General features: G+C 60.2%; 23 protein-coding genes. 22 read left to right on the top strand and 1 reads right to left on the bottom strand.

Features of this window, described 5'->3' with window-relative positions:
- Positions 1-53: 53 nt before the first annotated feature.
- From I6L32_RS02365 to I6L32_RS02305, 13 genes are all read left to right on the top strand, one after another.
- Positions 54-434: an HNH endonuclease gene (locus I6L32_RS02365; protein ID WP_216944617.1), complete on the top strand. Its 381-nt coding sequence runs from the start codon at positions 54-56 to the stop codon at positions 432-434.
- Between the two features lie 95 nt (positions 435-529).
- Complete coding sequence (locus I6L32_RS02360) at positions 530-1,015, top strand: phage terminase small subunit P27 family (protein WP_042016758.1); 486 nt, start codon at positions 530-532, stop codon at positions 1,013-1,015.
- Positions 1,016-1,024: 9 nt separating this feature from the next.
- The gene (locus tag I6L32_RS02355) at positions 1,025-2,746 is read left to right on the top strand and encodes a terminase large subunit (protein WP_042016759.1); all 1,722 of its coding nucleotides are present in this window, start codon (positions 1,025-1,027) and stop codon (positions 2,744-2,746) included.
- A complete protein-coding gene (locus I6L32_RS02350) occupies positions 2,740-2,928 on the top strand; it encodes a hypothetical protein (protein WP_033130572.1) in 189 nt (62 codons plus the stop codon). Before I6L32_RS02355 ends, I6L32_RS02350 begins: the two co-directional genes overlap by 7 nt.
- A complete protein-coding gene (locus tag I6L32_RS02345; RefSeq protein ID WP_216944616.1) occupies positions 2,928-4,181 on the top strand; it encodes a phage portal protein in 1,254 nt (417 codons plus the stop codon). The genes I6L32_RS02350 and I6L32_RS02345 overlap by 1 nt, the downstream gene beginning before the upstream one ends.
- A complete protein-coding gene (locus tag I6L32_RS02340) occupies positions 4,169-5,104 on the top strand; it encodes a S49 family peptidase (protein ID WP_216944615.1) in 936 nt (311 codons plus the stop codon). Before I6L32_RS02345 ends, I6L32_RS02340 begins: the two co-directional genes overlap by 13 nt.
- A gap of 68 nt (positions 5,105-5,172) precedes the next feature.
- On the top strand, positions 5,173-6,459 hold the full coding sequence (locus I6L32_RS02335; protein WP_216944614.1) for a phage major capsid protein: 1,287 nt from the start codon (positions 5,173-5,175) through the stop codon (positions 6,457-6,459).
- Positions 6,460-6,525: 66 nt separating this feature from the next.
- A complete protein-coding gene (locus I6L32_RS02330; RefSeq protein WP_216944613.1) occupies positions 6,526-6,699 on the top strand; it encodes a hypothetical protein in 174 nt (57 codons plus the stop codon).
- A 2-nt stretch (positions 6,700-6,701) separates the two neighbouring features.
- Positions 6,702-7,013, top strand: coding sequence for a head-tail connector protein (locus tag I6L32_RS02325; protein WP_042016765.1), 312 nt, complete (start codon positions 6,702-6,704; stop codon positions 7,011-7,013).
- An 8-nt stretch (positions 7,014-7,021) separates the two neighbouring features.
- Positions 7,022-7,561, top strand: a complete 540-nt coding sequence (locus tag I6L32_RS02320) for a head-tail adaptor protein (RefSeq protein ID WP_216944612.1) — start codon at positions 7,022-7,024, stop codon at positions 7,559-7,561.
- Entirely contained in the window at positions 7,561-8,118 is a 558-nt protein-coding gene (locus I6L32_RS02315) for a hypothetical protein (protein WP_216944611.1), read from the top strand. The genes I6L32_RS02320 and I6L32_RS02315 overlap by 1 nt, the downstream gene beginning before the upstream one ends.
- Positions 8,115-8,537 (top strand): DUF3168 domain-containing protein, encoded by a 423-nt coding sequence (locus tag I6L32_RS02310; protein ID WP_216944610.1) that lies wholly within the window; start codon positions 8,115-8,117, stop codon positions 8,535-8,537. Before I6L32_RS02315 ends, I6L32_RS02310 begins: the two co-directional genes overlap by 4 nt.
- 39 nt (positions 8,538-8,576) lie before the next feature.
- Positions 8,577-9,326 carry a hypothetical protein gene (locus I6L32_RS02305; protein WP_216944609.1) on the top strand — a complete coding sequence of 250 codons (750 nt, stop codon included), beginning with the start codon at positions 8,577-8,579 and terminating at the stop codon, positions 9,324-9,326.
- A gap of 47 nt (positions 9,327-9,373) precedes the next feature.
- Here the strand turns inward: I6L32_RS02305 and I6L32_RS23615 are convergent, their stop codons facing one another.
- Complete coding sequence (locus tag I6L32_RS23615; RefSeq protein ID WP_367950695.1) at positions 9,374-9,670, bottom strand: HNH endonuclease; 297 nt, start codon at positions 9,668-9,670, stop codon at positions 9,374-9,376.
- A 372-nt stretch (positions 9,671-10,042) separates the two neighbouring features.
- Between I6L32_RS23615 and I6L32_RS02295 the strand changes: the two genes are divergently transcribed.
- The 9 genes from I6L32_RS02295 to I6L32_RS02255 are packed head-to-tail and all read left to right on the top strand — an operon-like array spanning position 10,043 to position 21,863.
- Positions 10,043-13,627, top strand: a complete 3,585-nt coding sequence (locus I6L32_RS02295; RefSeq protein ID WP_216944608.1) for a tape measure protein — start codon at positions 10,043-10,045, stop codon at positions 13,625-13,627.
- Complete coding sequence (locus I6L32_RS02290) at positions 13,624-14,001, top strand: hypothetical protein (protein ID WP_216944607.1); 378 nt, start codon at positions 13,624-13,626, stop codon at positions 13,999-14,001. Before I6L32_RS02295 ends, I6L32_RS02290 begins: the two co-directional genes overlap by 4 nt.
- 3 nt (positions 14,002-14,004) lie before the next feature.
- A complete protein-coding gene (locus I6L32_RS02285) occupies positions 14,005-17,475 on the top strand; it encodes a hypothetical protein (RefSeq protein WP_216944606.1) in 3,471 nt (1,156 codons plus the stop codon).
- Between the two features lie 42 nt (positions 17,476-17,517).
- Positions 17,518-17,784, top strand: a complete 267-nt coding sequence (locus I6L32_RS02280; RefSeq protein ID WP_216944605.1) for a hypothetical protein — start codon at positions 17,518-17,520, stop codon at positions 17,782-17,784.
- Positions 17,781-18,842 carry a hypothetical protein gene (locus I6L32_RS02275; protein ID WP_216944604.1) on the top strand — a complete coding sequence of 354 codons (1,062 nt, stop codon included), beginning with the start codon at positions 17,781-17,783 and terminating at the stop codon, positions 18,840-18,842. Before I6L32_RS02280 ends, I6L32_RS02275 begins: the two co-directional genes overlap by 4 nt.
- Before the next feature lie 9 nt (positions 18,843-18,851).
- Positions 18,852-19,403 carry a hypothetical protein gene (locus tag I6L32_RS02270; RefSeq protein WP_216944603.1) on the top strand — a complete coding sequence of 184 codons (552 nt, stop codon included), beginning with the start codon at positions 18,852-18,854 and terminating at the stop codon, positions 19,401-19,403.
- Entirely contained in the window at positions 19,403-21,310 is a 1,908-nt protein-coding gene (locus I6L32_RS02265; protein ID WP_216944602.1) for a hypothetical protein, read from the top strand. The genes I6L32_RS02270 and I6L32_RS02265 overlap by 1 nt, the downstream gene beginning before the upstream one ends.
- On the top strand, positions 21,311-21,547 hold the full coding sequence (locus tag I6L32_RS02260; protein WP_216944601.1) for a hypothetical protein: 237 nt from the start codon (positions 21,311-21,313) through the stop codon (positions 21,545-21,547).
- Positions 21,548-21,581: 34 nt separating this feature from the next.
- The gene (locus I6L32_RS02255) at positions 21,582-21,863 is read left to right on the top strand and encodes a DUF2845 domain-containing protein (RefSeq protein ID WP_216944600.1); all 282 of its coding nucleotides are present in this window, start codon (positions 21,582-21,584) and stop codon (positions 21,861-21,863) included.
- Positions 21,864-22,010 lie beyond the last annotated feature (147 nt).

The raw sequence follows: 22,010 nt of genomic DNA, 5'->3' as shown, positions 1-22,010 counted from the left end.
GCGGGTCGTCCCGCGTTTATGTGTGCCGGTGCGGCACCTATCAGGTAATCACCATGCCACTACGAGTCCCCAAGGTGTGCCGAGAGCGCACCTGTCATCAGCTGACGACCGAGCGCCACGGCTACTGCCCGGTCCACGTGCACTTGCTGGATGGATGGAAGAAGGTAGCCAAGGTCAGTGCCGATGATCGCGGCTATGACTGGGCGTGGCGCAAGCTGCGCAAGCGGATCCTGGTGAGGGACAGGTACCTGTGCCAGGTATGCCTTGCCTTGGGCATTGTGACACCAGCGACTCAAGTTGATCACATCGCCAACAAAGCCGCTGGCGGTACCGATGAGGTGTGCAACCTGCAGGCAATCTGCGACCCTTGCCATGCCAGCAAGACGCGAGCAGAGGCGCTGGCTGCCCGCCGAACGGGGCTGCCGAGGGGGTAGGGGGGATCAAATCCTCCCAGCTTTTCGACCTCACCACTGCTCCGCCCCGCGAAATTTTTATACCCGCGAAATTAAAAATTTAAATGGAGGGCGCGATGGCCGGTGCAGCTGCCGTGCCCGGGCGCGGCAGAAAGCCCAAGCCGACCGCACTGAAGCGCCTGGGAGGCAATGCCGGCAAGCGGGCACTGAATAAAGACGAACCCATCTTCACCCCTCTCATCGGGGTCGCCTGCCCTGAGTGGCTGGCAGAGGATCCATGGGCTCCCACGCTGTGGGATATGGTCATCAAAGAACTGTGCGCCGCCGAGGTGCTGTGCATCACCGATCTGCACAACCTGGAGGCGTTCTGCGCCGCTTACTCCCGCTGGCGCAGAGCCGAGATTGAGATCACCAAGCACGGCCTGGTGGTTGAAGGGGCCACTGGTGGTCCAGTCAAGAATCCGGCCTGTACCGTCGCCAACGAATCACTCAAGCAAATGACCACATACGGGGCCATGCTCGGGCTGGACCCTTCCAGCCGCTCGCGCTTGATCGGCGGCAACAAGAAGAAGGGAGGCGGCAACCCGTTCGCTGCTTTGTAGGGATAGACCATGGCCGCACGCAAAAGCTATCCCTACGTCAACGTGGCCAATGGCTACGCCCGCGACATAGTGCGCGGCAAGATCCCTGCCTGCCGCTATGTGATCCAGGCATGCCAGCGTCATCTCGATGATCTGGCCAAGGAGAAGTCAGCCAAGTTTCGCTACCGCTTCGACAAGGACAAAGCCGAGCGGGCCGCCAAGTTCGTCCAGCTCATGCCCCACACCAAGGGGGAGTGGGCCTTCAAGCGCCAGACCCTGAACCTTGAGCCGTGGCAGCTGTTCATCATCTGCTGCGTGTTCGGATGGGTGCGCAAAGGAAGCGGCCTGCGGCGCTTTCGCGAGGTTTACAACGAGATCCCCCGCAAGAACGGTAAGTCGGCGCTCTCCGCCCCGGTTGGCCTCTACTGCTTCGCGGCGGATAACGAATTTGGCGCCGAGGTTTACTCCGGCGCCACGACAGAGAAACAGGCGTGGGAGGTATTCCGCCCGGCCCGCCTGATGGCCAAGCGTACCCCGGCGCTGCTCGATCATTACGGCATCGAGGTCAACGCCAGCAACATGAACATCCCTGCTGACGGCGCCCGTTTCGAGCCGCTGATCGGCAACCCTGGTGACGGCCAGTCACCATCCTGCGCCATCGTGGACGAATACCACGAGCACGACAGCGACGATCTCTATACCACCATGATCACCGGTATGGGGGCCCGCAAGCAGCCCCTGATGTGGATCATCACCACCGCGGGCTACAACATCGACGTGCCCTGTTACGACAAGCGGCGGGAGGTCATCGAGATGCTGGCCGGCACAGTGCCGGACGATGAGCTGTTCGGGATCATCTACACCATCGACGAAGGTGATGACTGGGCAGATCCTGCGGTGCTGGCCAAGGCCAACCCCAATATGGGGATCTCGGTCTACTCAGATCACCTGCTGGCGCAGCAGGCCAAGGCAATCAAGTCGGCCCGCTTTGCAAACATCTTCAAGACCAAACACCTCAACGTCTGGGTCTCGGCCAAGACGGCGTTCTACAACATGCAGCGCTGGGCGGCCTGCGAGGACAAGAGCCTCACCCTGGAGCAGTTTGCCGGTGACGAGTGCATTCTCGGCTTCGACCTGGCACGCAAGCTCGACATGAACTCCATGGCGCGGTTGTTCTGGCGCGATATTGACGGCAAGCGCCACTACTACTCGGTCGCCCCCCGATTCTGGGTGCCGGAAGATACCGTATTCGATAACGATAACCGGCGTCTGGCGGAGCGATACCAGAAGTGGGTCAACCTGGGTGAGCTCAGCACCACCGATGGGGCAGAGATCGACTATCGCGAGATCTTCGAAGAGGCCAAAGAGGCCAACCTAACCAATAAGGTGCTGGAGACTCCACTCGACCCGGCAGGGGCAATTGCCCTGTCTCACTCGCTGGCAGATGAGGGGATGACCCCCATCACCATCACCCAGAACTATCAGAACATGTCCGCCGGGATGAAGGAGCTGGAGGCTGCGATCCAGGCCGGCCGCTTCCACCATGATGGCAACAGCTTGATGACCTGGTGTATCGGCAATGTGATCGGCAAATACCTGCCCGGAAACGATGACATGGTGCGCCCGATCAAGGAGAGCGCGGATCAGAAGATAGACGGCGCGGTGGCGCTGATCATGACCATCGCCCGCGCCATGGTGCCGGATCGCGGCGATGACCGCTCCATCTACGAAACCTCGGACGTTTTATGCTGACACAACTTTTCATTTTCATCGTGGGCCTGCTGGGGGCTGCGGCGCTGGCCTATGGCGCCAGCCTCTACGCCCCGCCGCTCGGCTGGATAGTGGGCGGTCTGCTCTGCCTGATCTGGTCATTAATGATGAGTCGAGCAGTGGCTGCCGCCGAGTTCGCCAAACGCCACAAGGGGGATAGCTAATGTTCCTGCCAATGATGTTCGGCAGCGGGCGCAAGGGCGGCAACTTCAGTCAGTGGATCAGCAGCATGGCGGGTAAGACGACCAAGGCCGGAGTGCTGGTAACGCCGGAGACTGCCCTGGCGCAAGGGGTAGTGCGTGCCTGTGTCACCCTGCTGGCCGAGTCCGTGGCGCAGCTCCCCTGTGAGCTCTACCGTCGAGATGATGACCAGCGGCTGCGTGCAACTGACCACCCGCTGTACGACCTCATCCATAACCAGCCGAACCAGAAAGACACAGCGTTTGAATTCAATGAGCAGCGCATGGGCCACCTGGGCCTGCGTGGCAACAGTTATAGCTTGATCGACCGGGATGGGCGAGGCTTCATCACGGAGCTCATTCCCATCAACCCGGACAAGGTAGCTGTGCTCAAGGGGCCGGATGGGTTGCCCTATTACCAGTTGCTGGATGGCAGCAACCAGATCTTGCCGATGCGGATGGTGCACCACGTCAAGGCGTTCAGTCTTGACGGCTACCTGGGGCTATCACCAATCCAGACCAACCCTGACACCATCGGACTTGCGATGGCGGTGGATGAGCATGCGGGAAGGGTGTTTGCCAATGGCACGACTCTCTCGGGCGTCATCGAGAGCCCGAAGGATGGTGCCAAGTTTGACACACAGGCCAAGGTGGATGCGTTCCTCGGCAAGTTTGTAGAGCGCCACTCTGGGCTGCGCAACGCCTTCTCAGTCGCATTACTGCAGGAGGGGATGCAGTACAAGCAGCTCGCCATGAACAACGAGCAGGCGCAGCTGCTGGAGTCCCGCAAGTATGGCGCAAACGAGATCTGCCGGCTCTACAAGGTGCCGCCGCACATGATCGGCGAACTGGAGCGGGCGACCAACAACAACATCGAGCACCAGGGGCTGCAGTTTGTCATCTACACCCTGCTGGCCTGGGTCAAGCGGATCGAAGGCGCCATGATGCGCGACTTGCTGTTACCAGCGGAGCGCAAGAACCTCTACATCGAGTTCAACGTCTCCGGGTTGCTACGGGCAGATCAGAAGTCCCGCTACGAGGCCTATGCCCTCGGTCGCCAGTGGGGCTGGATGAGTGTCAACGATATCCGCCGGCTGGAGAACCTACCGCCGGTAGCAGGTGGAGATATCTACCTGACCCCGCTCAACATGGTGAGCACCGGCTCCCTCCCGCCAGGCATCACCAAAGCCAGCGCCGAACAACTCAACGAGATCGAGGCCATCCTATGCCGAAGCTGATCAATTACCCCCATCTGGCCAGCATGGCGTTTGGCCAACCCCTCTATGCCACCCAGGATGTTCTGGCTGGGGTGAAGAGCCTGCTGCTGCCACGGATGCTGGGCAACCAGCGAGACATCATGGCTGCCGACGAGTTGCCGGACGGATTCGAGCCTGCTCCGCTGGAGGCCAAGGGGGAGTTCAAGAACCGTATCGGCGGGCTGGCGGTCATCCCTGTACACGGCATCCTGATGGCACGGCGTGGGCACATCGATGCCACCTGCACCGAGCTGACCAGCTACGAGTGGGTGAGGATGCAGATCGCCACCGCGCTGGCTGACGAACGGGTCAAGGAGATCGTGCTCGACATCAACTCCGGCGGCGGCATGGCGGTGGGCTGCAAGGAGCTGGCGGAATACATCTATTCCAAGCGCAGCGTCAAACCGATCACCGCGTTGGTCAACTTTGCCGCCTACTCGGCCGCCTATTTCATCGCTGCCGCTTGCACCAGGGTGGTGGTGAGCGAGACCGGCGGCTGCGGCTCGGTGGGCGTCATCATGGAGCACATGGAAGTGAGCAAGTGGGAGCAGGAGGTGGGCCTCACCTTCACTACCTTCTACCGCGGCGAGCGTAAGAAAGACGGCACCCCGCACGAGCCTCTCTCCGAGGGGGCGATGGCCGCCATTGACCACCGGATGGATCAGGCCTACGAGCTGTTCGTGAGTTCGGTCGCTCGATATCGCAGCTTGTCAGCAGAGCAAGTGCAGGCCACTGAAGCTGCCCTCTTCAGCGGCAGTGAAGCCGTGGCCAACGGCCTGGCAGACGAACTGGCCAATCCCCAGGATTATCTCAACGCCCTTGCCGCCAGCGTGGCCAACCAGGGTAAACCTCAACAGTCCGTAGGCCTGCGGGCCAGGGCCATCGAATTGCAGAACCAGCTCTAGCCCTGCGGCGGAGCCCATCCCAATAAGCCCCTTTCGGGGCTTTTTTTATACCCAAAGGAAACCACTCGATGAAAACTATCGAAACCCTCCGCCGCGAGCGTGGCGAAATCGTCGCCCAGATCAAAGCCCTTGCCGACCTGGAAGCGAGCGGCACTGCCTTGAGTGACGAGCAACTGGCCCAGTTTGCCAATCTGGAGGCGCAAGCGAACCAGATCAGTGCCGCCATTGCTCGCCAAGAGAGCACCGAGCGACTGATGGCTCAGCAGGCTGTGCCGGTCAATGCTCACGGATCCCAGGCCCCCCCGGCAGTACATGTTAAACAAGAACTCAAACAGTACCCCGGTGCTGGCATGGCTCGTATCGCCATGGCCATTGCTGCAGGCGAGGGGGACATGAAGCTGGCAGAGCAGTTTGCCGCCAACGAGATTGGTGATACCGGGATTGCCATGGCTATCAGCACCGCGGCTGGTTCCGGCGGTGCTCTCATCCCTGAGAACCTGCACTCCGAGGTGATCGAGTTGCTGCGCCCCCGCACCATCGTTCGCAAACTCGGGGCCCGGCCGGTGCCGCTGCCCAACGGCAATCTGAGCATGCCGCGCATGTCCGGTGGGGCCACCTCCAGCTACGTGGGGGAAGGAGTTGATGCCAAGGCTACCGGTGGCAGCTTCGATGACGTGAAGCTGGCCGCCAAGACCATGATCACCCTGGTGCCGATTAGCAACCAGCTGATCGGGCGTGCCGGGTACAACGTCGAACAGCTGGTGCTGGGTGACATGCTCGCGGCCATGGGCGGTCGTGAAGACAAGGCGTTTCTGCGCGATGACGGCAGCAACAATACTCCGATCGGCTTCAAGAAAGTGGCCACCGACGCGGGCCGTACTGTTGCCTGGACCGGCACGGCGGATCTGGACACCATCGATGCTTACCTCGACTTGCTCATCCTGAAACTGATGAGCTCCGACTCCATGATGATCAACCCGGGTTGGGGCATGAGCCCGCGCTCCTGGATGAAGCTGTTCGGCCTGCGCGATGGCAACGGCAACAAGGTCTATCCGGAAATGGCCCAAGGCCTGCTGAAGGGTTACCCGGTTGCCCATACCAACACCATTCCGGTGAACCTCGGCGCGGGTACCAACCAGACCGAGATCTACTTCGCCGACTGGAACGACGTGGTGATCGGCGAGCAGGACAACATGACCATCGACTTCAGCCGCGAAGCCACCTATGTGGATGCTGCCGGCGAGCTGGTCAGCTCCTTTGCCCGCAACCAGTCCCTGATCCGTCTGGTCGGTAACCACGACGTGGGCTTCCGTCACGTAGAAGGGCTGGTGCTGGGGACTGCCGTTACCTGGTAAGCCCTGTCACGGGGCTACTTCGTGGCCCCTTCCATTTCCCTATCAAGATCGTTCAGGAGAGCCATCATGGCCAAACCAGACAAGGCGGGGAGCGAACCCACCGTAATGCTTATCAAGGTGATCCGCCCCTTCAAGAACTACAGCCCCGGCGACATCACCGGATTTGACGTAGCCAAGGCGCAGGCCTTGATCGACGGTGGCGTGGCTGAGGCCTACACCGCAGCCGAGGGTGAGGAGTAAACATGTTGCTGATCACCGTGGTTGAAGCCAAGGCTCAGTGCCGAATCGAACCGGAGATGACCGACGAAGATGCGCTTCTGACCGGTTTGATTGAAGCGGCGATCAGCCACATCCAGTCCGACATCAACAAGCCGCTGGTGGCAGCAGGGGAGGAGGGGCAGCCCCTCACTCCTGCGCTCAAGCTGGCGGCTCTGCTGCTGATCGGCCACTGGTATACCAACCGGGAGGCCGTGGTGACGGGCACCATCGCCACGACTCTGCCGCTGGCGTATGACTCGCTGATCCACCCCTACCGTGACATCGTGGTGGGCTAGGGGGACGCATGCTTAAAAGTGGCGAACTCGACACCCGGCTGACGCGCTTTGGCGCCGCAACCGGCACGCCCCCAGAATGGCCGCTGCTTGGCAAACTGTGGGCGAAGATCATTGACCCGAAGGCGGCAGGGCGCGAGGCACAGGCCAGTATCTATGCAACCGGTTCGACTTTGATAACGGTGCGGGCTCGGGGCGATATCCTGCCCGGGCAGTTGCTGAAGGCAAATGCCTGCTGGTACTTGATCGAAGACACCGCCAGCGAGCCTGGCGCCTTGCAGATCTCGGCCCGCAAACTCTCCGGCGAGCCAGCCACCTACACTCCGAAGCATGGGGAGCCATACCCGGTCACCGCCTTCCTGGTGGCAGAGAACGTGATGGTGGGAGCCCGTAGCGAGCCGCGGCACCAGATAGACCTGATCCTACCTGAGCTCGTGCCCCCCTTTGCACGCCAGGGTGACCAGATCACCTTGCGTGGCAGGCAACATCGTATCGATGGGCTGATTGAGGGCAGTGACAACGGCACCACGCTCCGAGTGATGGTGGTCTGATGCCGGGCGGACTTAGCCGCAAGCGCAGGGCCAGGGCGATCAACGTCACCGGCCTGAGCGAGAGTATTGATGCATTCAAGGCGCTCCCTGCCACGATCCGCAAGCAGTTGGTGGCCGTGGTCAATGAAGTGGCCACCAACACCCGTGGTGACATCGTGAACCGGATCGCCGCCGATGGGTTCAATACTACCTCGGTCAGGGCGCGGATCCGGCTCGACAAGGCGAACGCCAGCAACGACGTTGCCACTATCAGCCTGGACCTGAAGAAGATCCCGTTCAGCCGAGTCAAATTTGCCAGTCAGCGTACCGATGGTACCGGCACCCGGGCCAGTGTCTGGGTGCTGCGGGGCGGAAAGCGCGTGCAGGTCTACGGCTTTATCAACCCCTACGGCAAGAAGCGTCGCCCGATGATCCGCTATGCGAAAGCCGGCAAGCCGCGGCTGGTGATGGCGGGTGGTGTGGGGCTGCGGGGCTGGTGGAACGACATCATCACCGAGCAGTTCCTTGATGAACTGCAAGCCAACCTTGCCAGCACCTTCAGCAGGAGAGTGACATGACCGAAGCGACCGTCATCATCGATGCGCTGCTGGCCAAGTTGCGCAGCGTGCCAGCACTGTCGCCAGAAGACAGGGTATGCGACAGCGACCCGCAGATCGACCAGCACACCCCGCTGCCGCTCGCCCATTTTCGGGAGCTGACCGAGATCAAACCGGAGCGGCGGGGCCGTGAGTGGAAGCGTAACCGCAACATTCAGGTAGATCTCTATCAGTCCGTGAGTGACGGGCGGGCAGGGCGTGACCAGTTGCTGTCCGAGGTGCTGGCGGCGCTGGTGCCCTCGACGGCGGGGATCCCCCTGCCGGGCACGACGCTGCTCACTATCTCGGTGGGCACCATCAATCTGGAACCCGAAGAAATCGGCAGCGATACCTTGCTGACCTCCATCCAATTCAGCCTCACCTACACCGCCAGCCTATAGGCCGGCACCACCATCTGGATACAATAGGAGCATCCAAGCATGTCATTTACCGACAAAGGCCTGCTGCTGGCCGGTGATGTCTACATCGCCGAAATCAGCAATGGCGTGAAAGGGCCCCTGATTGGCCCCATCAACGTCAACGAGATCACCGTCACCCCGCCGACCACCGAGGAGAAGTCGCGTATCTCCAAGAAGCGCAGCACCTTCGGGCAGGCGCTGGACTCGGTCCAACTGCCGAAAGACCCGGCCAAGCTCTCACTGAAGTGGGACTCCATGACCAAGCAACTGCTGGCCGATGCCATCGCCGGCAAGCAGGTGGCCTTCACCCAGACCGAGGCCGCGGTCGTGGATGAACCGGTGACCCTCAGTAAAGAGGGATGGGTCGAGTTGGGCAACGCCTACATCAAGCCCGGCACCATCGTCGTGAAACTCGCCAGCGGCAGCACCACGCTGGTGCTCGACACCGATTACAAGGTGAATGGCAACATGGTGATGGCGCTGAACGACACGGCGGCTGTCGCTTGCAAGGTGAGCTACACCAAAGCGGCCGTGACCGGCACCACCTACACCGGCACCACCGAGACCCTCAAGCCGCGCTACTTCCTGATCGACGGCGAGAACCTGGCCAACCCCGGCCAGCGAGTGCGCGTCACCATCGACCAGGCCATGCTGGCCGCCCAGGGCGCCCTGGCGCTGATGAGTGGCGAGTTTATGGAAGGGGAGCTGGAAGGCTCATTGGTGACTCAGCCCGGTAAGTCCGAGCCGTATCGGATGGAGATCCTCAACTAATCGAATGGCATCGATGGATGCCATTCTGTTATTCGACCGCGATGCAGTTACTTCGCTTTTGGGCTCTTTGACTGTTGAGCTTGCTGAAGGATTCTTGAGGTATGCCATTGTCCCATTTTGGCGAGAGACTTGACCTTCTTCTTGTATTTAGCTGCAGTCAAAGGGTCTTTGTCATTGTGCCTTGCTTGGTTGCAATACTTACAAGCAGCCACAATGTTGCTCGCAGAGTTAGGCCCGCCATCGCATTTGGCTAATAGATGCTCCCCGGTGCATTGGAAGTGGTCTACTTGCTGCTTGCTTATCTGATATCGATCAGAAAACTGTGTTGGGTTCGCCTCCCACATAGGCATGCCGCAGTAGTAGCAACGATATGCTTGGTTTACCGCTGCGCGGTGACGTTGTTTATGAATTGAACTTGCCATATAGGGCTCCAAAAGTTGCTTGAAGCCCGGGGGGATAACAGACAGAACAGTGCCGGGCTTCAATGTTGAAGTTGAAGTCCCGTCACACCTTATCGGGTAGATCGGGCACTGGCAGGAGATTTCCTGACAGCACAACACCAGCGGCGTAACCGACTGGCACCCCATTTTGTTTGAATGTGGCAGGACAAATATCATCCAAAAAATGGTGTGATGCAATTGAATACAGATCGCCATTGTCACAAAAAGTAACTATTAACCCGCTTCGGCGGGTTTTTTCATTTCTGAGGAATCCCCATGGCCAGCAACGATACCGATATCCAGCTGCGGATCCGCGCCGCTGTTGAGGGGCTGGCCGAGATCAGCAAGCTCATCACTGAGGTGGATACCCTGGGTGGTGAGACCGAATCGAGCAGCGAGCAGGTCGGTTCCCTGGGGGATGAGCTGCTGCGCCTCGGTGAGCAAAACGCGACCCTGACCCAGTTTGCCAACCTCAAGCGCAGCACTGCCGATCTGGGTGAGGGGCTCGAGGCTGCCCGCACCCGTGCTACCGGCATGGGCAAGGCACTGGCGGATGCCAAGAAAGAGCTGACAGCGTCCAATGCTGCCTACAGTACCAGTCGGCAGGAGACCGAGCGGCTGGCGAGCGCTCATGCGGAAGCCAAGGCCAAGGTGGACCTGCTGCGCCAGGCCAATAGCGAGGCTACCAGCGTCACCAAGGAGCAGCGCCAGGCGCTCAAGGATGCACGGGATCAGGTTCGTCTGCTGGGGGACCAGTACAAAGAGAGCGCAGGGCAAACCAATGCCCTCAAGAACGGACTGGATGCCAGCGAGAAGGCTCTGCGGCAGCAGGCCCGGGAGTTCAACTCTGCTCGCCGGGAAGTGCAATCCCTCGATAGCCAGTATCAACGGCAGAACACCACGCTCAATGGGCTGCGCCGCGCCCTGACAGAAGCAGGAGTCGACACCCGCAAGCTGGCCAGCGAGCAGAAGCGGATTGAAACAGCCAGCCAACAGGCCGGAACCCAGGTGGCTTATCTGAAAAGCCAGCTTGCAGGACAGGCAGGGCAATTGCGCTCCAATGCCGTCGGGATGGAGGCATACAGCAAGAAAGCCAAGCAGGCGGAGCAGAACACCGAACAGCTGCATGAAGCGGTTCAGAGTGGCGAGCAAGGATGGGCAGCTCTGGCGGGCAAGATCACCGGCGTTGCAGCAGCCTTTCTCAGTTTTGATCAACTGGCTGCCCGCACTACCGGGATGGTCAGAACAGCGGATGAGATTGAGCGCCTGGGCGTCTCGCTCAAGAGCGTGGAAGGGAGTGCCGCCGGCGGTGAAAAGGCACTGGCCTGGTTGCGGGAGTTCAACGAGAAGACCCCGTTCCAACTCAACGAGATCACCACCGCCTTTATCAAGGCCAAGAACTTCGGATTGGACCCCTATAACGGGGTGCTGCAGGCCACGGCCAACTACACCGCAAAGACGGCCGGTACCTATCAGGATCTGGAAGGGGTCATCACCGCCCTCGGGCAAGCCTATGTGAAAGGCAAGCTGCAAGCGGAGGAGATGAACCAGCTCAATGAGCGCTCGGTGGCAGCGGCCAAACTGCTGGCGAAAGCCATGGGCAAGACCACTGACGAGATCATCGCCATGGCCACGGCAGGCAAGCTGGGTCGAAACGAGATCGAACTGCTGATCAAGGCGATGGGCGAGGATGCGGCCGGTGCGTCGGAGGAGATGGCGCAGACCTTCAGTGGAATATGGTCGAACTTTCTCGAGCAGCTCAACCAGGTCGAACTGGCCGTGGCCGATGCGGGGATTTTTGCCTTCATCAAATCCGAGCTGGCAGAGGTCACTGCCCAGATCAAAGCCGCAGCGGCAGATGGCAGTTTGGCAACCTGGGCACAAGGTGTGTCCGATGGCATGAGATCTGGTGCCATCGCCATTCGTGGGATCACCGAAACCCTTGTCGAGATGAGAGACGGGATCGGGCTGGTGGTGAAGGTCTGGGGCACCATGAAGGTGATCCAGTGGAGTACCCAACTGCTCGGCTTCGGGCAGGCGATGAAAACAGGGGTGGTACAGCCGGCAGCAGAGGCCGGCAAAGAGCTCGACAAGACGAGCAAGAAAGCGGTCAAGCTCAATGGGGTGCTGGGGGCGCTTACCGTGGGTAATGGTGCCGTTGCGGCTGGCCTCTCTGTTCTTGTCTACGAGGGTGGAAAAGGGCTGGCCAAGCTGGCCGAAGACGCCGGGGTCTGGGCGGCCAAGATGGGCGAGGCTGGGGAGGTTGATCAGCGAGTGGCCGAGCAGTCTCGCGCCTTCTTCGCCCAACTGCAGCGCCAGGGCATGACCACCATGGCGCAGTTTGACGAGTTCAAGAATGTGCAGATCCTCACTGCACAGGAGGTCGCCAACCTCTCTGCCGTCGAGCGGGCAGCCTACGAGCAGCGGCTCAAAGGCCATCGCGAGTACCTGACGGGCCAGTTGCAGGTGCAAAAGGCGCTTGAAGCCTCCGGGCTCAAGGCCGAGTCCATGCAGTATCAGGCCGATGCTGCACTGGCCAGCATGCGACAGGGATTTCTCGATCTGGCGGCTGGCGCCGACATGGCTGGCCAGGCCATTGACGCCAAGACTCGACCAGCAGTGCTGAAGCTGGTGGCCGACTTCGACTTGCTCAAGGCAAAAGGGAAGGAAACGGCCACCGGGATCAGCGAGATGTTCAAGGGGCTGCAATTGGGGGATCCCACCTCCCTGCAGAACATTACCCTGGCGCTCGAGTCGCTGCGTGAGCAGGGCAAGGTCACTCAGACCGAGATTGATGCGGGGCTGCGCAAGAGTCTGCAGGACATGAGCCTACAGGATCTCGAGGTATTGAAGGTCCAGTCAATGGCGGCTTTTGACACCATGAAAAATGGTGCCATCAGCACGGCCCAGATCACTGAGTCGGTGCTGTCAGAAAAGCTGCGCCGCCTGGGCGTGGATTATCAAGCGCTCCATACCGGCATAGATGCCGTGGGCCGCCAGACCATCGACACCTTCCGCGCTGTTGCTACCGATGTGAATGCCACCTCGCAAGACATTGCCGCTGCCATGAAGGCGGCCGTCAACAAGGCAGACACGGTGCAAGAGCTGGAGGAGCTGAGAAAGGTCTGGTTATCGGTAGGGCAGGCGGGAAAGGTCTCTACACAGGAGCAAGGACGCGGGCTTACCTATCTGGATGATCATATCCGCCAGACCAAAGCGAAAGCAGCAGAGATTGGTGATGGCTTCAACACCGCGGCGGATAAGTCGAAGAAGGCCACCGACACCATGAGGGAAAACCTCAAAGGGGTGCAAGAAGAGGCCAAAAAGACCAAAGCCGATGTGGAAGACGCCATCAGCAGTACGAGTGGTGGCAGCTCTGCCCTGTCGGGGGCGGGGCGAGGGGATGTGACTCGCACGGTTGGTGCTGGCTCCTTCTTCTACAAGACGGTGGATATCAACCAGCTCCGCGGCAACGCCGATGCCCTGGCCAACACCTTGGCCGGGGTGGAGGATGAGCTGGCCCGCTACAGCCAGAAGGTCAGGGACATCCCCGCCTACAGCGAGTGGAGCAAGTGGTACGCAGAGAAATTCCAGAAGGAGATGGAGGCCATGCGTGCCCAGCTCCAGAAGGAGTTGAATAAGGCACAACAGAAGGAGGTTGCAAAGAGTCAGCCAGCAGCAAGCCAACCTGTAGTTTCCCAACAGGTTTATCAGCCGACCCCACAAGCCCAGCAAGCAGAGAAACAGGTCACCATTATCCTGCAACTCCCCGGTGCCCCGGATGCACAGCTTCTGGCAGATGAGAAGGGTCTGAACAACCTGCTCAACATCCTGGAACAGGCGGGGTTGAACAAAACATGATCCAGCTAAATGGCATTGATTTGCCTGATGATATGTCATGGCCAAACGAACTTGCGCACACCCCGGTGGTGCAAAGCCTTGAACATGCAGTCACCGGGGATCCGGTGCTGCAATTCGGTATTCAAAAAGGGGGGCGTGCCATCCATTTGGTCTCTGACGGTGCATGGCTCAGCAGGGAACAACTGGACGCTCTGCGAACCACTCTAACCATCCCACCTCCACTGTTTCTGAACCTGGCGAACACCGTGTTCAAGGTCACCTGGGATCACCCTACTACCCCTATTGAAGCCACCCCCATCAGTCCCGAGGCGGAGCCTTGGCTGAATCCGACTGCTCAATACGAAGTCACGCTACGATTCATCACATTGGAGTAACCCATGCCCATCACAGCAAAAGATATCGTCATCTACGAGTCGGCCAGGCTGACGGATGAAGACAACGGCGGTGGGTTGCCGACTGGCCGACGGGTGATCGATGGGCAGGTCAACAACCTGTTCCCCGACACCAGCCGCCTGGACCGCACCCAGGGGCGGGTCAATATCCGCAAGATCTTCGGCGGGGTGGCGGTGGATACCCAGGAGGTCTACCTGGGCTCCCATTTCATGGTGAGCAAGGATGCCGCCGACAGTCGCGTCAACATGATCGCCTTTGCCGGCACCCCGACCGACACCCGTGCAGAGGTCAAGAACGCCATCGAGAGTTACCTGGTGCCCGGCATCAGCGCCCGCATGTACCTGCTCGGCGACCAGTACAAGGGGCAGCGGATGATCCTCGCGTTTCAGGAGGTGTCCGCTCCCGAGCCCGAACTGGGCGGCACCCTGCTGCTGCGGGGCGTGGACCCTGACACCAAGGCCGCCTATGAGCAGTACGTCAAGATCGCAGAGTATGAGGCCCACGAGCAGACCTTCACCTATGAACACGGTGGTGAGTTCAAGACCCTGGTACGGCGGGTCTGCACCCTCAAAATCACGGCCCGGCTCGCCTTTACCTTCTATGGCGGCGCCCCGTATCCAACCGGCTCGACCACCTCCAACGGTAATCAGGTGGCCGACATCCTCACCACCACAGTGGCGGATGCGGCACGCTACTACGGGGTCGCTGCGTTGGCGCGGCCAGCCTTGCCGGGGGATCTGCAGGTGCGGGTCAACTCGGTTTACAAGCCGATCGTGCCGAGCGCCTATGGCGAGAACCTGCTGACCGACCGCTCTGCCGCCACCGATCTGGCGATCATGCAACCCTCGGGCAATGCCGTGACTCGCCCCCTCCAGTTCGCCTTGGTGGCGGGCAGCCAGTCTCGCAGCTATCTGGAGCGGGTGCCCAAGCGCGGCTCCCTGCAACTCACGATCGATGGGGGCGTGTTCAAGGACAATGGCAGCGGGGAGTTGAAGTTCCAAAGCGGCAACAACAACTTCAGCAAGCTGACCGTGAACTTCGAAACCGGCCAGATCGACGTCTGGCGCAATGCGGGCAGCTTTACCGCTTCGGCCACCGCCAGCTACACCCCGGCGGTGCGGATCCTGGGCAACCTCATCAGCGCGAGCCGGGAGGTGACCCCGGCCACCCGCACCTTTAACTGGACGTTCGACTTCTCCGCCGCCATCCCCATGCCGGGCACGGTGCGGGTCTTGTATCGGGCGCTGGGCAAGTGGCAGCAGCTCGAAGACAACGGCAGCGGCCAGCTGGTGGGGCAGGGCTCTGGCACTCAGAACTTTGTGACCGGCTCCCTGGCCGTCACCACTGCCGCCCTGCCGGATGCCGAGAGCGAGATCATCGTCCAGTACCAGCCCGCTCAAGGGATAGCGGTCGAGTTGCTGCTGGGCAGCAAGACAGTCGGCAAGCACCAGCGCCTGGAGTTGCCGGACGGCATCCTGCCGGGCTCGCTGCAGGTCAGCTGGGTCAATGGCAGTACCGGATACAGCCTCACCAGCAACGAGCAGGGGGAATTGTCCGGCAGTGGCAGCGGCACCGTGCTCGATGTAGATGGGCTGATTGAGTTCACGCCACTCGTGTTGCCCAGCGATGGACTTTATACCCTGACCTACACACCGGATATCCGTCTGCTTGGGGAGGTGGTGATCCCGGGAGCAGGAAACCAGAGTGCCAACGGGTCGGTGGGGCAGGCGTTCAAGCCGCACAGCTTCCTGCTGCGCTATGCGGTGCGCCGCTTCAATTACGCCGGGCGCTTCCATGCCCAGGGGGATGGCTACTACACCACCCAGGTGATCGATATCCGTGACGATGGGGCGGGAAACCTCATGCGTGGTAGCGAGAATGTGGGGGTGATCAACTATCAGACTGGGGTGTTTTCCTTCACCTGGTCACAGGGCTATAGCTACAAGTACGAATGCTATGTTGGCCAGAACTGGACGGTCAGCACCGTCAACCTGTTTGAGGAGATGGTGGGCCCAGGCAGCTGGCAAGCGCTGGAAACGGGAACTGGAACTACCCCCATCACCAAGCAGGTCAATGCGCCGGAGCTCGATTTCTTGCTGGGTAAGCCCAACATTCTGACCGGTTCGCTCTGGTTTACCGATGGCAGCACCCACTACATCGAGCGAGATGGCATCCTCTGGAAGAATCCGGACTCCCGTACCGGGGCCGGGAGCCGGGTTGGCCGGGTGGATCTGGGGATCGGGCGGGTGGTGCTCTCCGATCTCAGCGGCTTTACCGGCAACCTCACGCTGCTCTCCTGTGCCCGCGTGGTGACGGCGGCATTTGCCAATGCGCTGACCTTCCGCACCCCCGGCAGCCCGCTCAAGCAGGCCAACTTCCAGCTGATCGCGGTGGCCTATGACGGCACCCTGGTGAATGCCAGCGCCGATGCGCAGGGGGATCTGGTGGGCGATGGCGTGACCGGGACGGTGAACACCAACACCGGGGTGGTGAAAGCAACTTTTGCCAAGCCGATCTTGGCGAGCTCTGCCCGCTACAACACCGTGTTGCTGACTGCCTTGCCGCTGGATGCCGCCCGCATCGGGCTGGATCCGGTGCGCCTGCCTGCCGATGGCAAGGTGCCCATCTACCAGGATGGCGACACCCTGGTGCTCTCCCACACAGCCTCCCAAGCGGTGGGGGTGCCAGCCGGTGGCGCAGTGCTCGACGCCGGGCGCGACTATGTGGCCGACCTCTACCTGGTGGGTGCCAATGGCAAGCGCCTCGCGCCCACCCAATACACCGAGGATCGGGACAGCGGTCTGCTGACCCTGAAAGCAGGCTACAGCCTGGTGGACGACACCGGTGCGGCAGTGACTGCGCCGCTCACCTTCGTCAACCGCATCGAGCACATGAGCCTGGTACTGGACGTGCAGATCTCCGGCGACCTGACCCTGGCCGACCCGCTGGTACACGACTATCCGGCCGGGGAGACCATGGTCAGCTCCTGCCTGCAGTTTGGCGACCGCTTTGCCAGTTGGGCCAACAACTTCGTCCAACAGAGCTGGAACAGCGCCAGCCCGAACTGGGGCAGTGCGCCCGTAGGCGGGGCCATCAGCGCCAACTACAACTGGGCGGATCACCCGGTGCAGGTAACCGACCGGGGGGCGGTGGATGAGCAGTGGGCGCTGGTCTTCACCAGTACCACCACCTACAACGTCATCGGCAAGACGCGGGGGCTGATCGCCTCTGGCAACCTGACCACCGACTTGGCACCGCTCAACCCCAACACCGGTACCCCCTACTTCGTGCTGGAGGCGGCGGGCTTCTCCAGCGGTTGGGCCACCGGCAACGTGGTGCGCTTCAATACCAGCTCGGCCCTGGCGCCGGTCTGGTTGCTGCGTTGTGTCAGCGTGGGCCGGGCTACTCACCCGGATGATCGCTTTGAGGTGGCCCAGCGTGGTGACGCCGACTAAGTGGCGCTATTGGGACAATGAGAGATAACGAGGAGCCGTGCAGTGCAGCGACTATCAGGCAGTGTCAATGATCAGGGGATTGCGGTGGTCGATGCCGTGGTGCTGGCCCTGCCGCGCTTTGCCGGAGTGATCCCCGGCTCCTCGCCGCCCAAGGTAGGGCGCTGGGTGATTGGCCACACCCGTACCGATGGCGCAGGGGCGTGGCAGCTCGATTGCGACTATTCAGGCCCGGTTATCGTGATGTGCTGGGATACGACAGGACGACAATTGGCCCCCATGGTACTGGGGCCGGTGGAGCTGATTTCATGAGCTATCTGCAGGGTGATGGTACTTCATTAAGTCCATTCATTATTCACAACGATATTGCATTTGAATATTGGTTAAATAATCATTGTAAGCGGAGCGACATTATTTTCTATGCTGAATTGGTAAGTAATGTTTCTTTCAAAAAAATTCTTCCAGTATATAACTATACTTGGTATGGAATACTTAATGGCAATGGGTATGAAGTATCAGGGGTGGCACATAACGGAGATGCGAAACTTAATGGTGTAATTAAAAATATAGCATTCAAAGACTGTGTTTTTGGTGTGTATTCAGGCATCGGAGTCAATACAGGTACATTGGAAGATGTTATTTTTCATGGCAACAACAGAGCATTTTGGAAGTCAGGTAATGGTCAAGTAAATCGAGTTTTGTGGAATCCATCCAATAATGTTGGTGGGTACTCAAATACAACCATCCCGCTACCATCCAAGTTGTACCAGCTTATGGGCCCTCTCATACCAGGTACCGGTGTTGTAGATCTTAGGTCAGCCATCGATAGATTCGATCCTAAATACTACCCAGAGTTGGTCGCTAAGCCAGAAATATGGATTTTCGATGGGGCTAGCCCACCGAGATTAAAAAGACAAGATACATCAGCACTGACAAGGGCATATTTGGTTAAAGGTCAAGTTAAAGTTGGCGGTGTTGCCAAGAATAGATTTGTTAGATTACTCAGCATGGGTGACTTCTATCGAATCAGTGATGGAGTCGCTGCTGCAGATGGAACATTTACCTTACAAAGTGGCTTTTATAGCGATGCGGTGATGGTTGCAACGTATGAGCCTTATGGTGAGATTCCTACGGTAAATAAAGGGTATGTACTTGGCGACATCATTCATCCTGTGACACCGAATGGCTTTCGCTACCTTTGCACCAAGGCTGGCAATAGTGGCGCTACCTTGCCTCCTGAGCCGTGGTCAACGTCGGCTGCTTTGACCATTGGTGCTGCCATTTTCACTCCCGATCCGGTTTATCAGCCACAGTTGCATGGCCCCATCAAACCGGTGCTTGTTGATCTGATAACCGGCCAACCGGTTTAAGGAGTCTTCATGGCTACCCCATATCTATTGACTGTTCCTGGCCTTGGCGTCGAATTTGATGGATTGAGCAGCTACGTATCCCCACCATGGGATCAGATCGCCTTTGATGTGCCAGATTGGCTGGAGCGCACTATCACAGGCCGGGTGGCGGGTGTGGTCACGGTGCGTGATATTGGCCGTGCCCGCGAGGTATTGGTGCTGAGTGCCGAACCCATTGAAGGCCAGTATCGGGTGCTGGCAGAGGTCACCAGCGGTGGGGACGGCGCCTTTGCCGCCCAGTGGCAGGCCTATCAGGGCAAGGTGTTGGTGGTGGGGCTCTCTCTGTTCGGTGAGCCCTTCCAGACGCAACGCATCTATCAGGTGGGGGAGGTACTCAGCCCCACTGAGTGGACGGGCTTTGTCTACGTCTGCGAGCAGCCCGGCACGGCAGGAGCCCAGGAGCCGGTCTGGCCGCAAGCGGAAGATGCGGCGGTGCAGGTTGGCAGCGCGGTGTTCCGCACCCGGCAATATCTGCCTATCGTGGCCCATGGGCCGTTGCAACCAGCCATTGAGGTTAGCTGATGTATCTGCCGCCATCCGCGACATCCATCCCGCTGGCATTCAAGGCGCCGCGCCGCCCAGTGTTCCTGCCCGCCGTTGATGCCATTCACTTCTATCTTGGCGGTGCCCTGCGCCCGCCCTTGGCCCCATCGATCCAGTCCAGGGTAGCCAGCCATTGGCAGGGGCTGGCACGGGTGATGGATAGCGAGTTGGCGCTGGATGCTGGCATCCTGCGCGAGAGCGATCTGTGTGAGGTGCTGCCGTTCGGTAGTGCCGTAGCGCGGGATCATCAGCTGCAGGCACCGCTGACGCAGGCCACCCCTCTCGATCTGGCCCAAGCTGGCGGCTGGTTGCAGGCCACTAATCTTGACTTGCGTCAGTGGCAGGGACTGGCGATGAGCACGGCCCGCGATCAGCGCCCGGTGGTCGGCAGTTGGCAGCAGGCGGCCAAGCCGCTGGATCTGGCCAGCAGCACCCCATGGCAGCAGCCGCCAGCCCGAGACCAGACCAACCAGACCAGCTGGCATATCACCGATCTCAGTCATCGCCCCTGGGAGTTGCGCTGGGATGGTCAGCCCCCGCTGTTAACCCGGTTACCCACCCGCGAACACCTGGATTTTGCCCTGACCGCCGCCACTGGCGAGTGGCAGGCGATGAGCCTGGTGCTATCGCTGGCATTGCCCCAACCGATCCGCCCCGTTGCCCCCCGTGATACCGGCCATGGCCTGCCTGCGGGTTATGCCCGCGAGGCAGACCAGAGCGATACCATGCCCTGGGGTGTTGGTGCCAAGCCGCTCGACCCTGATTGGGGTCTTGATCACGGCGATAACTCGGGCGGCGAGATCGGCGATCGCGATCCCCCCATCAACCCCAAACCGGCGCCCTATATCATCATGAACGAGATCAGCTGTGTTGCCGTCAATGGCAGCGAGCGCGTACCGCTCGCTCTGTTCAATCCGAGCCTGAAACTGGATATCGACAGCTTTGTGTGGGAGCTGACCGGCGAGCTGCGGGGCAAGACCAATCTGCCCTATGTGAAGCCGACCGCCACCGGGCCGCGCCATATCGAGCTGACCATCAATGGCTGGACCTGGCTGTTTGCGGTGCAGGGCTACCGGGTCAACCGTGCCCTGGGAAGTGAGGTCTATCCCTTCACGGCCCGCTCGCGCACCCAGTTCCTCGACAGCCCCTGGGCGTCCCTGGTCGATGTGACCCTGCCCAATGAGATGACTGCCTGGCAGCTCGCCGAGGCGCTGCTGACTCCGCTGGGCTTTGCCATTGAGCGCCCCGCCCACGGCGAGTGGGTGCAGACCCCGGACTGGTCGCTGGCACCGGGCTCTATCAGCGAACGGATGGCCCCCAAGGAGCTGCTGGCCAGGCTGGCCAAGGCGGCGGGGGCCGTGCTGGTGCCTCACATGAGCGAAGACAAGGTGCTGGTGCAGCCTCGTTACCTGGTGAGCCCGTGGCAGTGGGCCACGGCGCCGGATTCGGCCTTTAGCCACCTCATCCCCGAGGCGATGATCCCGGAAGAATCGAGCGAGTCGGCATCGAGCCCTCGCCTGGAGCGGGTGCTGATCGCCGGCACCACCCACGGGGTGGTCACCGAGGTGGTGCGCACCGGCACGGCGGGCAGCCAGAGCGGCGAGGATATCAGCGACGTGCTGGCCCAGACTCACCCGGTCAATGCCGAGCGGGGGCGCAATTTCATCGCCGACTCGGGCGAGCAGGAGATGGTGACCCTGCGCCTGCCACTGATGCGGCCGGGGCAGGCCCCCGGGCTGGTGATACCAGGCCAGTTGGTGAAGGTACTGCGGGCCGATGGCAGCCATACCAGGGCGCTGTGTATCAGCAATGCGCTGGCGCCTTCTGGCATCAGCTCGGTGTGGCAGAACGTCACCCTGGAAGTGCATTTGGACATGGAGGCATAGATGGCGAGCAACAACCCATGGAAGAAGTTTGAGGCCATGCTGCCGAGCACGGTGAGAGTGAGGGGCAAGGTGCTGCTGGTCGATACCCTGCGCGGTACCAGTCTCATCGAACAGGTGGGCGGGTCCACTCTGCGGGTGTTTGGCACTAGTGCCGCCGTGGGCCGCTGGGTGCTGGTTGAAAATGGTGCAATTGTGACCCAGCTCCCCGATCTGCCCTTTGCCAGAATTGAAGTCTAGGGCTACGTTTGATGCCAACTGAACAGGAGGTTCTATGAGACGGTTGATGATACTGCTGATATTGGCTATGCCCGTGACGGCGAATGCTGGAGCAATGAGGTGCAAAAGCGCACTGATCAGCGAAGGAGATTCATCCTTCAACGTGCAGAAGAAGTGCGGTCAACCACAGATGAAAGAGGACATCATCGACGAGCGTCTTTTGGATGCCCCAAAGATCGGGGAGCGCAGGACATATCAGGCCCGCGAAAGCGACATCCCTCAGGCAGTGACCATCATCAATGGCAAGGTGACCCAGATAGAAGACCTCACCCGCTGACATGAAAATGGCCACGCAATGTGGCCATTCCCGCCTCAGATAAATCAGCAAGCAATTTGCTCACGATAAACCTCATTTCCCCCTCTTTCATCTTTGCCACTGTCAGATCTGACAGTGCTTCATCTCTTGGTGATTGGAGCCACTATC

It is taken from the genome of Aeromonas sp. FDAARGOS 1402, from assembly GCF_019046925.1.
In the GTDB taxonomy this organism is placed as follows: Bacteria; Pseudomonadota; Gammaproteobacteria; order Enterobacterales; family Aeromonadaceae; genus Aeromonas; species Aeromonas caviae.
This window is presented reverse-complemented; position numbering and strand designations above follow the sequence as displayed.